We start from the raw sequence: 13,535 nt of genomic DNA on the forward strand, positions 1-13,535 counted from the left end.
TTCAGACGAATTAAGATGAAGGTTTCTCTTCCGGCTTTTGAAAATGCCAAAGTTCTTGTTGTTGGTGATGTAATGCTCGACCGCTATTGGGCTGGTTCTACGGGGCGAATTTCTCCAGAAGCACCAGTACCAGTAGTTAAGATTGATCACAATGAAGACAGACCCGGTGGTGCCGCCAACGTTGCTTTAAATATTGCGAGTCTCGGTGGCCAAGTTCAATTAGCTGGCATTGTCGGTAAGGATGAAACGGCGACTGCATTAACGAAAAGTTTGAATGCACAGTCGGTTGAACCTAAGTGGTTACAAGTAGAAGATAAACCTACTATCACTAAGTTACGCGTACTTTCAAGAAACCAGCAACTGATTCGTTTGGATTTCGAAGATGGATTTGAAATTCAAGAGAGCGAGGCCCTTTTAGAGCAAACTAGCCAGCTTCTTGATAATACTGATGTGGTCATTTTATCTGACTATGCCAAAGGTGCCATTCAACAACCTCAGGAATTTATTAAACTCGCAAGAAGCAAGGGCGTAAAAGTTCTTATCGACCCTAAAGGTAGTGACTTTTCAAAATATCGTGGAGCAAGTTTATTAACACCTAACCTTTCAGAATTTGAAACAGTGGTAGGGAAAGTTGAGTCAGAAGCCGACCTTCAACAAAAAGCTCAAAAGTTACTGAAAGACTTTGAAATCGATTCAATTTTGATCACTCGCTCAGAGAAAGGAATGACATTGGTCACTCCAGATGTAGCTGAATTCCACATTCCAACTGTTGCACGTGAAGTTTATGATGTAACTGGTGCAGGCGATACTGTTATCTCATCATTGGCAACTTGCTTAGCCGCTGGTTCTGATATCAAAACTGCTTGTGCCATTGCCAACACAGCTGCAGGCATTGTTGTCGGTAAATTGGGTACATCGAGTGTTTCTCGACTTGAGCTCATCGAAGCATTAGCTCTTCATCATGGCGAATCTGGTTTAGGTGTTGTTACAGAAGATCAACTTGTGATCACACTTAAGCAAGCAAGAGAGAAAGGTGAAACCGTTGTTATGACTAATGGTTGTTTCGATATTCTTCATGCAGGACATGTGAGCTATCTGAAGCAAGCAAGGGAGCTTGGTGACCGTTTAATTGTGGCCGTTAACGACGATGATTCAGTGAAGCGCTTGAAAGGTGATGACAGACCCATTAATCCTGTTGACCGACGCATGGCGGTCTTAGCTGGACTAAGCTCTGTAGACTGGGTTGTGCCATTTACTGAAGACACACCCCAACGTGTTATTGCCAAATTATTACCTGACTTATTAGTAAAGGGCGGCGATTATAAAATTGAAGATATTGCCGGCGGTAAAGAAGTGATGGCCGCAGGCGGTGAGGTTCGAGTTCTTTGCTTCGAAGATGGCGTATCAACAACAAAAATCATCGAAAACATCATGGCTAAGCAGTGATTGAAGCACTGCTTCTAGCTTCATCTTATTGGGTTGATATCAACAGTAAACGAGCTTTAGTGTGCGATATCAACCAAATTCAAAATTGTTTAAAAGTACTACCTCAATCTGCATTAGACCATTTGCCCCCAAAATTACATCGCTATCGGGAAATGATGGGGCTTCGCCATGCAATGGTTATCCCGCTTCAAGCACCTAAGACATCAGGGCTGATTTTAATCAATCCCAGTGAGACGCCAGCAGAAGCGTTTGCAATTGTTAGAAATACCCCATTAAAGTTACATTTGAAGCAACAGCGACGATTATCTTTATGGCATGAGGAAGGACATCTTTTTAATAACGACCTTCCTCCAAAGTTTCGTCCAAAAAATCAATTTCAACATGAGTGGCAAGCAGACTTATATTTACTGTGGCGCAGTGTAAAAGAAACGCAACGAAGTGATCTTGCATGGCAACAATTTCATAGAAGAAACATTGATGTTATCAATGACCCAATTAATTTGAATCACTGGAGCAGCCCAATTCTGCTTCAGGTTTTGTCTCAGTACTCTGCACTGCACATTAATAGCTTTAAAAGCTACTTAGAATTTATCAAGGTAATACATCCACACATACACGAGCTAAAGGGAGATGAAAAGCAAGAAACCTACAATTTAATTCGCTTCTTATTTGATGATAATTCAACCAGAGATTTACCGAATTATTTATACTGGCGACGCCCCAAACTTGCCCACTTTCTAAATCCCACTTTTAACTATTTACTGGGGCAAAATAAAGCAAATGAGCTCATAAAAAAACTCCATTTACCGTCTCAAAATCCAAAAGAATAATAACGTAACGATAACTCATGCTTTCACCCTGACGGTAAACTGAATCTTGCCTGAACAATTTGATTTATTTTAAGAATTTAGCAAATGCCTTTGGTAATATTTTCAGCATAAACACACTTATGGGGTAGTCTTTTTATGGCTAAGCGTTCAAAGTCTCAAACCGAAGTTACAATCAACCAAATCATGGACGAAGCCTTTAAACAAATATTATCCATTGGCTTTGAAGCCATGTCTTATACCACGCTCTCAGAAGCTACAGGAATTAGTCGTACAGGCATCAGCCATCACTTTCCTAAGAAAACCGATTTTCTCGTGAAACTTGATGAAAGAATTGGCGAGCTTTTCGTGCAATCAATGAACTTCAACTCAGTTAGCGCACTTAAAGAATCATGGTCTTCAACTTTAGCAAAACCAAGATACAAAGCTGTGATGAGGCTATTTTTCAGTCTTTGTGGGTACAACGATAATCGCTTGACTCAATTTCGAGCTGTCGAAGACTTAGAAAACAATGCGCTTAACGCTCTAGGTGAAGAAGGGAAAAATACCGTTCATCAACTGATTGGTGAAGCTTCAGTTCAACTATTAAAAGAAGAAGCACAATAAAATTTGAAAAAGAAAACCTTCCAAGGATGGTTATTTCTTCTCTCTTGCAATAAAAATCGCTACACAGTTCTCAACTTCAATTTCAACATCCTTAAAACTTTGTTTCAAAGCCTTTTCAAGCCCTTCTAAATCATCTTCTAGGTTATCAAAAACGCCTTTACGATTATAAAAATCCATTAATACACGTGCGCTGAATCCTTTTTCATAGCCTTTTCCAAGAATAGTACTTCCAAAAAGTACACCATCTTCGTTTAGCCACTGCGCAAGGTTTTTAAATACTTTCGCTTTACCCTTCATGTCTCCAGGCAAACAATGCAATAGATAATTTAAACTGATCGAGTCAAATTTCTCACAATTGAGTTTCAATGGCTCAAATACATTGCCTTTGTATACTTCTGGTTCAAACCTTTGATTTCTAGACGCACTTTCACTAAGGCTATTATCGTTTAGATCAAACAAGGCGAGTCTTCTTTCGCTATCATCTAAGCATTTATCTGGGTAATAGCCTGTGCCAACACCGACGTCTAAGTGATTGGTACTGGCATTATCTTCAAATATTTTTCTTAGCTTTTTGGTCGAACAATTCCACACAAATGAGTTAGATAAACCCAGAACAAGGATATCGTAAATAGAAAGGAGTCGTTTCGTGTATACTGCTTGCCCAGCTTCAACTGCAGCTTTGTTCGTTGGATCAGCCATAAAATACTACTCGTATCAATAACTCAGATATAAATTGAACACTTAGTACACCATTACTGCAATACAATGCACAACATTGAAAGCTTGAATAGCATAAGATATTGATTCAATTCGAAGATATTTAAATTGTAGCTTAAATAAACTGAATATTAGTTGAAGCTAACGTTTTTGAGATATGTTTATTGAATGTGCTTATGAATATAAGACTTATAAGATGGTACGGGAGGAGAGACTTGAACTCTCACACCTTACGGCACCAGAACCTAAATCTGGCGTGTCTACCAATTCCACCACTCCCGCATAGACAAACTAACTTTTTACAGAAGTCATTAACTGTTTTTATCGTTAACCCGTAAAGATTAACTTAATTAAGATGGCTGGGATACCAGGATTCGAACCTGGGAATGCCGAGATCAAAACCCGGTGCCTTACCGCTTGGCGATATCCCAATCTTAATTTTGTATTTTTTAAGTATAAAACTTAAAAAATGGTACGGGAAGAGAGACTTGAACTCTCACACCTTACGGCACCAGAACCTAAATCTGGCGTGTCTACCAATTCCACCACTCCCGCACGGAGTTTTTAGTTTTACATCTCACTCTTTATTACAAGAATAGATGGTAGCTATGGCGGGACTTGAACCTGCGACCCCAGCATTATGAGTGCTGTGCTCTAACCAGCTGAGCTACATAGCCAATGGCTGGGATACCAGGATTCGAACCTGGGAATGCCGAGATCAAAACCCGGTGCCTTACCGCTTGGCGATATCCCAATCGTCATATTGACACAAGATTAATAAGATGGCTGGGATACCAGGATTCGAACCTGGGAATGCCGAGATCAAAACCCGGTGCCTTACCGCTTGGCGATATCCCAATCTTAAATAATCTTATTGACTTATCTAAATAAGTCAATGGTACGGGAAGAGAGACTTGAACTCTCACACCTTACGGCACCAGAACCTAAATCTGGCGTGTCTACCAATTCCACCACTCCCGCACGGAGCCTCTATGTTTTACATCTTAGAGAAGATGGTAGCTATGGCGGGACTTGAACCTGCGACCCCAGCATTATGAGTGCTGTGCTCTAACCAGCTGAGCTACATAGCCACTACAGTGTCCCGTCGTCGGGAACGGGGCGTATTATGCTTATTCGCCTTATTAAGGTCAACCGCTTTTTTCGTAAATTTCGGCTTGCTGCTCTCAAGCGGTTAGGATTTCAGCAAGCCGAGTAAAAATCGTATCAATTACGATTTATTAAGCCTAAAAATTAAACGTTAAACAAGAAGTGCATTACATCGCCATCTTTAACTTCGTAAGTTTTACCTTCTACACGTAACTTACCTGCATCCTTAGCGCCATTCTCACCTTTAAACTCTACAAAGTCATCGTATGAAACGACTTGTGCACGAATAAAGCCTTTTTCGAAATCAGTATGGATCACACCAGCAGCTTGCGGAGCACTTGCACCAACTGAAACAGTCCAAGCACGTACTTCTTTCACACCAGCAGTAAAGTAAGTCTGTAAGTTTAATAACTCATAGCCCGCACGGATAACGCGATCTAATCCGGGCTCTTCTAAGCCAAGTTCAGCTAAAAACTCTTGTTGCTCTTCTAAATCCATCTCTGCCAACTCAGACTCGATTGCAGCACAAACAGCAACCACGACAGCATTTTCACCTTTAGCAATTTCACGAACAGCATCTAGATGAGGGTTATTTTCGAAACCATCATCAGCAACGTTAGCAATATACATCGTAGGCTTTAATGTTAAAAAGTTAAGGTATTTAACTGCCTCTAACTCTTCTTTTGTAAGCTCTAATGAACGTAGCATGCCGCCTTCATCAAGAATTGGGCGCATTTTCTCTAAAACAGTAAGCTCAAACTTTGCGTCGGCGTCACCGCCTTTGGCTTTTTTCGTTTGACGAGTAACTGCACGCTCTAAGCTATCTAAATCAGCAAGCGCTAACTCAGTATTGATAACTTCAATATCTCCAGCAGGGTCAACTTTATTGGCAACGTGAACAATGTTTTCATCTTCAAAACAACGAACCACATGACCGATAGCATCTGTTTCACGGATGTTTGCTAGGAACTTGTTACCCAGACCTTCACCTTTAGATGCACCAGCAACCAAACCAGCGATGTCCACAAATTCCATTGTAGTAGGAAGCACTTTTTGTGGATTTACAATTTCAGCTAATACATTTAGACGCGTATCAGGTACAGGAACAACACCAGTATTTGGCTCAATTGTACAAAACGGGAAGTTAGCCGCTTCGATGCCTGCTTTAGTCAATGCATTAAATAGTGTGGACTTACCCACGTTAGGAAGGCCGACAATACCGCACTTAAATCCCATAGTTTTTTTACCTTTATATATTCACTAGCTTTCTTTGCCAGACCTGCTTATACAGAAATGACAAGTATAAATGTTCTTTAAATTTACTCAGCTTTGAAAGAATGTAATCTTTGCATCGCTGCCGTTAAATCTTGCTTGAACCAGACTTCAGTTGAACGCACAGCCTCATCGACTGTCGCATCCATAAATTGCTGATCGGTTGGGCTGGCCTTACTTAACACATAATTACTCACTAAGTTTTTATGACCAGGATGCCCAATACCAATTCTTAAACGATAGAAATTTTTATTATTAGCAAGCTTGGCAATAATGTCTTTTAAGCCATTGTGCCCACCATGGCCTCCACCGAGCTTAAATTTAGCTACTCCAGGAGGCATATCTAACTCATCATGAGCGACAAGAATTTGCTCAGGCTCAATTTTATAAAAATTGGCTAAAGCGCCAACGGCCTTACCGCTTAAATTCATATAAGTAGTAGGGATCAACAAACGCACATCTTTACCATGCAGTGTCGCTCTAGCCGTCAATCCAAAATATTTACTGTCCATAGCTAAGTTAGCACCGCTAATTCGAGCTAACTCTCGTACATACCATTCGCCCGCATTATGACGAGTTTTGGCATATTCAGCCCCTGGATTTGCTAAACCGACAATTAATTTAATGTCGCTCATTCCTACCCTTATTTATCTAACCCATAAAATAAAAACGACGAATTTTAACACTGACATTAATAGAGTGAAAGCAAAGGAAGGAATTTGTTGAGCTCTGAAGTTGTGCGCTCGTTATAACCCGAGCGCATATTTAAGAACTTGCTTCTTAATTGGCGAGTCAATATTCGCAACTTTTAATGCAAGGTTACGTATCGCTTTTATTGGCGCTAAATCATTACTGAAACTTTTATAGAATACATCCATACCTGTTTGCATTAGTAAATTATCTTTGTATCTAGCTTCCTGATATCGCTTGAGCACATCTTGACTAAACCATACTTCATTGCTTCCCAACGCCTCAGATATTGAAGTTAATAAAGCATCAACATCTTTAAAACCTAAGTTTACGCCCTGTCCTGCAAGCGGGTTAATCGTATGCGCTGCATCACCGAGAATTACGATATTATCTTTGAAATACTCATTAGCATGGCGACGAGTTAAAGGGAATGCACCTTTGTCTAGTACAGTAAAATGAGGGTCTAACCGACTTGGAAAGTGCTGTCGAATTTGCTCTGCGAGCTGAACGGGGTTTAATTGCATCAATTGTGCAATAACTTTGGGCGAATCATACCAAACCAATGAAGCATGATTGCCAGGTAAAGGCAGTAAACTTCGAGGGCCACTAGGTGTAAACTGCTGCCAAGTCACTTCTTGTTGAGGCACTTGGGTTTCAATATTGACGAGCATGGCTGACTGTTTATAGTCCCAGCCAGTAATCCCAATTCCAGCCCAATCTCTTACTTTTGAATTTGCACCATCACACCCAATGAGCAGGTGAGTATGAAAGACTTCACCTGACTCCAAGGTAACGGAAAGTGTCTGTTCATCAATTCGTGAATAGTTAAGTATGCTGGCAGGGCAAATAATATTTACTTTGTCATGAGCGTTCAATTCTTGCCAAATGCCAAGCTGCACATTACGGTTTTCTACAATATGTCCAAGGTGTGGTATATCGAGCTGATGATGAGAAAACTGAGTAATGAAGCCCTCTAACTCCCAAGTTTCTAATCCTAAATATGGCACATTACGCATCGCAGTTATATTTTGCCAAACGTTTAATCGTTCTAGGAGTTGTTCAGACGCAAAACTGATCGCTGAGACTCTTACATCAATAGACGATAATTCGTCATATGGTTTAGGTTGTTTATGTTCAAGCACTGTTACCGTGAGGCCCAACTGAGCTAAGCCCAGTGCGGTTGCTGCGCCAACCATTCCACCGCCCACGACGACTACATCACTGAATTTAAATTTAATTGACTCGCTCACAAGAAACCTTTAACTGCCCACTGTTCGACGAATTCAATATTAACATAATTTAATTATCATATTTTAGAGAGCTGTGCTGAAATTGTTTGTAAACGTTTAACTTTGTCAAAATAATGTCTAATCCATTAACTATCCCTTGTACTATTCAAAATGAACTTCCGTCAGCTTTAACAGTTATCAATTTCCAGTCCATGGAAAAAATAGCAACAGAAGGTGGTGCTCCGGTTATTTTTGAAGATGGTCCAAATAAATATAGAGTGTTAGTTAAAACTTCAGGAAACTCCTTTTTCTTAGCCGCAGATTCAAGTATCCCTGAAGGGCAGCTAAACGGATCAAAATATTTAAAATTAGATATGATCAATTACTTAATTCAACATCCGATTTCCAAAGACAGTATTGCCCCTCCAAAACCAAGCGAAGCCTCAAAACAAAGAGCTCTCGAATCATTTAAAGAAATGGAAGCCCAAGAATCAACCAAAAGACTTGAAGCTTTATCTGGTATGCTCAAGAGCTCAAACATAGGAGTTAATGCTGCCAAAATAAAACATCTAGATGAGTTAAAGCAACTCACTGATGTTATTCTAAAATTCCAAAAAAGACAGCAGTAGATTAATAACCTACCGCTTGCCCATCTTTACGAGACTCAGAAGCACCTATGTAAACTTGGTTGTCTTCATCCCACATAATGGCTTGATACCCACCATAACCACCTACATCAAAACCTATTTTATGACCTCGCTTAATTAATTCACGAACAGCCTCATAAGGGATCCCTGTTTCGAGCATGAGTTCACCACCATCAGTTAAGGTTTTACCTTTCGCTTCCGTAGGCTCCGTAGATCCATAATGTTGCCATCTTGGCGCATCTCCAGCTTCTTGTAGGTTCATGCCAAAATCGATGATATTTGTGAGAATCTGAACATGACCTTGCGGTTGCATTGCACCACCCATAAGTCCAAAGCTCATAAACGGCTTCCCGTCTTTTAGTACGAATGCAGGAATAATGGTGTGAAATGGGCGTTTATTGGGTTCATAGACATTCGCATGGGTTTTATCCATAGAGAACAGCTGCCCACGATCTTGAAATACAAATCCAGTTCCGGGCACGACAACACCAGACCCCATGCCTCGATAGTTACTCTGAATCAGCGACACCATATTGCCTTCTTTATCGGCCGTAGTTAAATAAATGGTGTCTCCTTGATAAAGGGCAGGGTTTCCTACATCAACTCGCTTTGCGGACTTATCACTGATCAACTCATTACGCTTCTTAGCGTACTGTTTACTTATTAAACCTTTGAGCGGAATGTCGTAAAAATCAGGGTCAACATAAAACTTAGCTCTATCTTCAAAAACGAGTTTCTTAACTTCTGTCATTAAATGCAGGGTTTCTTCTGTTCCAAACCTTAATGCAGCTAAGTCAAATTGCTCCAACATATTGAGCATTTGCAGCGCAGCAATTCCTTGACCGTTTGGCGGCAATTCAAATACATCATAACCACGGTAATTGGTAGATACTGGCTCTACCCAAGTTGACGTATGAGAAGCCAAATCTTGATAGCTAAGGTAACCTCCGTTAGCTTTCATGAAAGTATCGATAGTTTCAGCAATTTCGCCCTTATAAAATGCATCTCGTCCACCTTTTGCAATTAATGACAATGTATTCGCAAGATCTGGATTCTTAAAAATTTGCCCTTTTTCGGGCGCCTTGCCTGCAATTGTGAACGTTTTCGAGAATCCCCCAACTTGAGGAGCAAGTTTAGGCACGCTTCGATTCCAATAATAGGCAATTAACTCACTGACAGGAAATCCCTTATTGGCATAATCAATGGCGGGTTGCAAAACCTTCTGCATTGGCATGTCACCAAATTTATTATGCAGTTCAAACCAACCATCTACTGTCCCTGGAACCGATATTGGCAACATTCCATAAGGTGGAATTGATGATAAATTTTGATTTTTTAGCTCTTGTTGTAACTTGGCATAGGTTAACGATTGTGGCGATCGGCCGCTGGCATTTAAGCCGTACAGTTTCTTTGACTTCGCATGCCATACAATGGCAAAAAGATCTCCTCCAATGCCATTACCTGTTGGTTCCATTAACCCAATAGCCGCATTAGCTGCGATTGCCGCATCAATTGCATTCCCCCCTTGTTTTAATACATCCAGTCCAACTTGAGACGCCAAAGGATGGCTTGTTGCCACCATACCATTTGGGGCAATAATCTCTGAGCGAGTAGCAAAGTTTTTACCTGTAATTCTATCGGGGGTTGCATTAACCATAGACATTGTAAAACCTAAAATTGAGAAACCTAAAGCTAACTTTTTACTGACAATTACCGACATTCCAATTGCTCTTTTTTTGTTCTTATTGCACATTTAATAACATAGATGCCTCTAAATACAAAATATGAGATGTTATGAAGCAATTCTTTAAAGTTTCCTTAGTATTAGCAATTGGTGCTTCGCTAATTGGCAGTTTTCTATCACAGTATCATTTAGGCCTTATTGCGCTTACCTGTGCTTTGTTGACCTTATTTTTTCTGTTACCGACGGATTATGATGTCAAAGCAATGGTTATAGAAAAAGCTAAACAAGGGATTAACGTATGGCAATCACCTATTCCTTACTTTGCAGTCATTTCAAGCATCATTTTTATCTGGGCTTGGGTAAGGTAAGTAACACGTTAATAAAACAAAAAAGCTCTTTGTTATCGAACAGAGAGCTTTCAAAGAAGTTTATCAATAAATAATTAGCGAGTTAGCGTTGCACTTCGGTACGTAGCACGAAGGTATTGGGTTGTAATTCGAGCTGCACTTGCACGATTTTCAGTGACTTCACCTAACGACAAGGTCACAGAAGCATTTACCTTTCTGCCACCATTACCTGCTTTCGTACCACCACGGCTTGAAGTTGACCCTAATACTAAGTTATCACCTTCAACACTCCACGTTTGTCCACGACCAGTAGTTAAGCGTGACAAATTCGTTTCAAAACTGCCGTCTTCGTTAAGCTGAATATAACCTCGAGTCAAAAGTGGGAAACGGTAGCCTTGCAATGAAACATTCCAGTTACCAACTAACTTACTCTCGATTGTCTCAGTTTCTTGTGGTACATCTGTCGATACCAGCTGAATATCCCATCTTGCACCAGAGCGGCCCCCAGTAGTAAATAAGCCTAAGCCTTCAAACCCTAGTAATTCAGCAAGCTCTTCTGGATACTGAGCAAAAGATATATCATCTTCACTGTCACTGAAGTGGAACATTCCATTGTCATCTTCTACATTACCGTTCGCTAAACCATTGCGAATTAAGAATGGGGAGTTGGTTTTATAGCTTCCATCTGCAGCAACCGTTACTTCAATTTCCGTTGTGCCTGTAGGTCTTGACTGATTGGTTCTGAAATCGGTCACGGTTGCAGTTTCTACACCACTATAAACACCCGGTTCAAGTGCTAAAGAAGAAAAGCTGGCAAGTAATGCCGAAGATAATGCTGAATATTTAATTATTTTATTGAGTTTCATAGGGTGCTCCGTCTATAAACGCTTTGCTTTAAATTCGTTTAATTTAAGTAAAATTAGTGTGAAGAAATTAAAACATTCCAAAACAACCGAAACCACTGAAAATATATACAACTATAAAATATTACATATTCAATTTGACTGAAATAAAAACAAAAATCATAACCACATGTTTTAAATAATTAATAAGGACATGACGATAACCATAAGTAAGAGAAGTATCGTTTTCGGTTAGACTTTTTTAAGATAACGAGTGTCGTTTTACTGCTTAAAAAATATAAAAATAGTTGAAATTTTTTAACACTATAAATAATGCGTCAATGTTCAGTGTTAATAGCATTTTATTGACATGTTTAATTAAGAAAATAAGCGTTCATAAATTTGATTTAAATCCATATAAAAAATAGGTCTACACCGTTTTGCTGAACAAATCACACATCCCTAACGACAAAGGCTAGTCAGGCTCTTATTATAGGGGTAAAATGTGCCGCTATTTTTTATCCACCCGGTACAGAGTGAACCAAACTGATGAGTAAAAAACTTCACATCAAAACCTGGGGCTGTCAAATGAATGAGTATGACTCAGCAAAGATGGCCGATTTAATGGACGAGTATGAGGGTTATACCTTAACAGATGAGGCTGAAGAAGCTGATGTTCTGCTACTTAACACCTGCTCGATTCGTGAAAAAGCACAGGAAAAGGTGTTCCATCAGCTAGGTCGCTGGAAAACCTTAAAAGATAAAAACCCAGATTTGATCATCGGCGTAGGTGGTTGTGTTGCGACACAAGAAGGTAAGCATATTAAAGAACGTGCTCACTGCGTTGATTTAATCTTTGGCCCACAGACTTTGCATCGCCTTCCAGAAATGGTTGATCAGGTGAGAAAAGGTGAAAAAGCGGTTATCGATGTGAGTTTTCCTGAAATCGAAAAATTTGACCGCCTCCCTGAGCCAAGAGCCGATGGCCCAACTGCATTTGTTTCCATTATGGAAGGCTGTAGTAAATATTGCTCCTTCTGCGTAGTGCCATATACACGTGGTGAAGAAGTCAGTCGTCCTTTAGATGATGTCATTCTTGAAGTTGCGCAATTGGCAGAGCAAGGCGTACGTGAGGTTAATTTACTTGGTCAAAACGTAAATGCTTACCGTGGTGAAACGTTCGAAGGTGACATTTGTACCTTTGCAGAGTTACTTCGCTATGTTGCTGCAATCGATGGTATTGACCGTTTACGCTTCACCACCAGCCATCCGATTGAGTTTACACAAGACATTATTGATGTTTATGAAGATACTCCTGAACTCGTCAGCTTCTTGCATTTACCAGTGCAAACCGGTTCAGACCGTATTTTAACGGCAATGAAACGTGGCCACATGGCACTGGAATATAAGTCGATTATTCGCCGTTTACGCAAAGCGCGTCCAGGCATTTTAATCAGCTCTGATTTTATAGTCGGTTTCCCGGGCGAAACCGCACAAGATTTCGAAGACACCATGAAGCTGATCACTGATATCGAATTCGATCACAGTTTCAGCTTTATTTACAGTGCTCGACCAGGAACTCCAGCTTCTGACTTACCAGACGAAGTGCCATTGACTGAGAAAAAAGAGCGCCTTGCCAGACTTCAGCATCAAATTACGCAATATGCAATGCGCTATAGTCGTCATATGATGGGTACAGTTCAACGTATTTTAGTTGAAGGCCCTTCAATTAAAAATCCAATGGAGCTTCGCGGCCGTACTGAAAATAACCGCGTAGTGAACTTTGAAGGTCAACCAAAACACATTGGTCAATTTGTTGATGTTGAAATCGAAGACGTTTATACCAACTCGCTACGTGGTAAGTTTATCCGTGGTGAAGATGAAATGGATCTACGTCGCAATCTGCGCCCTGAAGACATTGTTGCTAAACATAAAACTGAAGATGATTTAGGTGTGGGTACTTACACTCCATAATTTTCAGTTATAATTATAGAACTAAGTAGCTATCGATAAGTATAGAGAATTATGGGAAGCTACTGAGATTAAGGGTAGCTTTTAAAGCTGCCCTTTTTTAACCAATATTGTTAATATCATAAACGTATTATTTTGTTGATTTGGAGC

Annotated in this window: 12 protein-coding genes and 8 tRNA genes; 6 read left to right on the forward strand and 14 right to left on the reverse strand. The window is 40.1% G+C overall.

The annotated features are described in order from the left end of the window. Nucleotides 1–15: 15 nt before the first annotated feature. The 3 genes from hldE to AC1EU2_RS02920 all read left to right on the forward strand — a co-directional run bounded on the left by hldE (nucleotide 16) and on the right by AC1EU2_RS02920 (nucleotide 2,879). A complete protein-coding gene (hldE, locus tag AC1EU2_RS02910; RefSeq protein ID WP_480296494.1) occupies nucleotides 16–1,446 on the forward strand; it encodes a bifunctional D-glycero-beta-D-manno-heptose-7-phosphate kinase/D-glycero-beta-D-manno-heptose 1-phosphate adenylyltransferase HldE in 1,431 nt (476 codons plus the stop codon). Beyond that, a complete protein-coding gene (locus AC1EU2_RS02915; protein WP_480296495.1) occupies nucleotides 1,443–2,276 on the forward strand; it encodes a hypothetical protein in 834 nt (277 codons plus the stop codon). The genes hldE and AC1EU2_RS02915 overlap by 4 nt, the downstream gene beginning before the upstream one ends. Before the next feature lie 135 nt (nucleotides 2,277–2,411). After that, a complete protein-coding gene (locus tag AC1EU2_RS02920) occupies nucleotides 2,412–2,879 on the forward strand; it encodes a TetR family transcriptional regulator (RefSeq protein ID WP_480296496.1) in 468 nt (155 codons plus the stop codon). Between the two features lie 30 nt (nucleotides 2,880–2,909). Here AC1EU2_RS02920 and AC1EU2_RS02925 read toward each other — a convergent pair whose 3' ends face one another. The 12 genes from AC1EU2_RS02925 to AC1EU2_RS02980 form a co-directional block, all read right to left on the reverse strand. Continuing rightward, entirely contained in the window at nucleotides 2,910–3,578 is a 669-nt protein-coding gene (locus AC1EU2_RS02925; RefSeq protein WP_480296497.1) for a class I SAM-dependent methyltransferase, read from the reverse strand. Between the two features lie 215 nt (nucleotides 3,579–3,793). Then, nucleotides 3,794–3,878: transfer RNA gene (locus AC1EU2_RS02930), tRNA-Leu, on the reverse strand. Between the two features lie 74 nt (nucleotides 3,879–3,952). Then, nucleotides 3,953–4,027, reverse strand: a tRNA-Gln gene (locus AC1EU2_RS02935). Between the two features lie 39 nt (nucleotides 4,028–4,066). After that, a tRNA-Leu gene (locus AC1EU2_RS02940) sits at nucleotides 4,067–4,151 on the reverse strand. Between the two features lie 45 nt (nucleotides 4,152–4,196). Then, nucleotides 4,197–4,273 (reverse strand) — tRNA-Met (locus AC1EU2_RS02945). Nucleotides 4,274–4,275: 2 nt separating this feature from the next. After that, nucleotides 4,276–4,350 (reverse strand) — tRNA-Gln (locus tag AC1EU2_RS02950). 29 nt (nucleotides 4,351–4,379) lie between these two features. Further along, nucleotides 4,380–4,454, reverse strand: a tRNA-Gln gene (locus tag AC1EU2_RS02955). 38 nt (nucleotides 4,455–4,492) lie between these two features. Then, nucleotides 4,493–4,577 (reverse strand) — tRNA-Leu (locus AC1EU2_RS02960). 33 nt (nucleotides 4,578–4,610) lie between these two features. Then, nucleotides 4,611–4,687, reverse strand: a tRNA-Met gene (locus AC1EU2_RS02965). A gap of 160 nt (nucleotides 4,688–4,847) precedes the next feature. Next, nucleotides 4,848–5,939, reverse strand: a complete 1,092-nt coding sequence (ychF, locus tag AC1EU2_RS02970; protein WP_480296498.1) for a redox-regulated ATPase YchF — start codon at nucleotides 5,937–5,939, stop codon at nucleotides 4,848–4,850. An 83-nt stretch (nucleotides 5,940–6,022) separates the two neighbouring features. Next, a complete protein-coding gene (gene pth / locus AC1EU2_RS02975; protein WP_480296499.1) occupies nucleotides 6,023–6,610 on the reverse strand; it encodes an aminoacyl-tRNA hydrolase in 588 nt (195 codons plus the stop codon). 111 nt (nucleotides 6,611–6,721) lie between these two features. Then, nucleotides 6,722–7,915 (reverse strand): FAD-dependent oxidoreductase, encoded by a 1,194-nt coding sequence (locus AC1EU2_RS02980; RefSeq protein WP_480296500.1) that lies wholly within the window; start codon nucleotides 7,913–7,915, stop codon nucleotides 6,722–6,724. Between the two features lie 113 nt (nucleotides 7,916–8,028). On the opposite strand from AC1EU2_RS02980, the gene AC1EU2_RS02985 reads away from it, so the two are divergent. Further along, nucleotides 8,029–8,523, forward strand: coding sequence for a hypothetical protein (locus tag AC1EU2_RS02985; protein ID WP_480296501.1), 495 nt, complete (start codon nucleotides 8,029–8,031; stop codon nucleotides 8,521–8,523). A gap of 1 nt (nucleotide 8,524) precedes the next feature. Here the strand turns inward: AC1EU2_RS02985 and ggt are convergent, their stop codons facing one another. Further along, on the reverse strand, nucleotides 8,525–10,204 hold the full coding sequence (gene ggt, locus AC1EU2_RS02990; RefSeq protein WP_480297068.1) for a gamma-glutamyltransferase: 1,680 nt from the start codon (nucleotides 10,202–10,204) through the stop codon (nucleotides 8,525–8,527). A gap of 131 nt (nucleotides 10,205–10,335) precedes the next feature. Between ggt and AC1EU2_RS02995 the strand changes: the two genes are divergently transcribed. Continuing rightward, complete coding sequence (locus AC1EU2_RS02995) at nucleotides 10,336–10,593, forward strand: hypothetical protein (protein ID WP_480296502.1); 258 nt, start codon at nucleotides 10,336–10,338, stop codon at nucleotides 10,591–10,593. Between the two features lie 74 nt (nucleotides 10,594–10,667). Here AC1EU2_RS02995 and AC1EU2_RS03000 read toward each other — a convergent pair whose 3' ends face one another. Next, the gene (locus AC1EU2_RS03000) at nucleotides 10,668–11,438 is read right to left on the reverse strand and encodes a hypothetical protein (RefSeq protein ID WP_480296503.1); all 771 of its coding nucleotides are present in this window, start codon (nucleotides 11,436–11,438) and stop codon (nucleotides 10,668–10,670) included. Between the two features lie 525 nt (nucleotides 11,439–11,963). On the opposite strand from AC1EU2_RS03000, the gene miaB reads away from it, so the two are divergent. Beyond that, nucleotides 11,964–13,388 carry a tRNA (N6-isopentenyl adenosine(37)-C2)-methylthiotransferase MiaB gene (miaB, locus tag AC1EU2_RS03005; RefSeq protein ID WP_480296504.1) on the forward strand — a complete coding sequence of 475 codons (1,425 nt, stop codon included), beginning with the start codon at nucleotides 11,964–11,966 and terminating at the stop codon, nucleotides 13,386–13,388. Nucleotides 13,389–13,535: the final 147 nt, after the last annotated feature.

It is taken from the genome of Parashewanella sp. 2304DJ23-3 (assembly GCF_056591695.1).

Bases quoted from the DNA above. Each gene is read 5' to 3' on its own strand.
- AC1EU2_RS02985 (WP_480296501.1), top strand. From the start codon at position 8,029: ATGTCTAATCCATTAACTATCCCTTGTACTATTCAAAATGAACTTCCG.
- AC1EU2_RS02925 (WP_480296497.1), bottom strand. From the start codon at position 3,578: ATGGCTGATCCAACGAACAAAGCTGCAGTTGAAGCTGGGCAAGCAGTA.
- hldE (WP_480296494.1), top strand. From the start codon at position 16: ATGAAGGTTTCTCTTCCGGCTTTTGAAAATGCCAAAGTTCTTGTTGTT.
- AC1EU2_RS02920 (WP_480296496.1), top strand. From the start codon at position 2,412: ATGGCTAAGCGTTCAAAGTCTCAAACCGAAGTTACAATCAACCAAATC.
- AC1EU2_RS03000 (WP_480296503.1), bottom strand. From the start codon at position 11,438: ATGAAACTCAATAAAATAATTAAATATTCAGCATTATCTTCGGCATTA.
- pth (WP_480296499.1), bottom strand. From the start codon at position 6,610: ATGAGCGACATTAAATTAATTGTCGGTTTAGCAAATCCAGGGGCTGAA.
- miaB (WP_480296504.1), top strand. From the start codon at position 11,964: ATGAGTAAAAAACTTCACATCAAAACCTGGGGCTGTCAAATGAATGAG.
- AC1EU2_RS02995 (WP_480296502.1), top strand. From the start codon at position 10,336: ATGAAGCAATTCTTTAAAGTTTCCTTAGTATTAGCAATTGGTGCTTCG.
- ychF (WP_480296498.1), bottom strand. From the start codon at position 5,939: ATGGGATTTAAGTGCGGTATTGTCGGCCTTCCTAACGTGGGTAAGTCC.
- ggt (WP_480297068.1), bottom strand. From the start codon at position 10,204: ATGTCTATGGTTAATGCAACCCCCGATAGAATTACAGGTAAAAACTTT.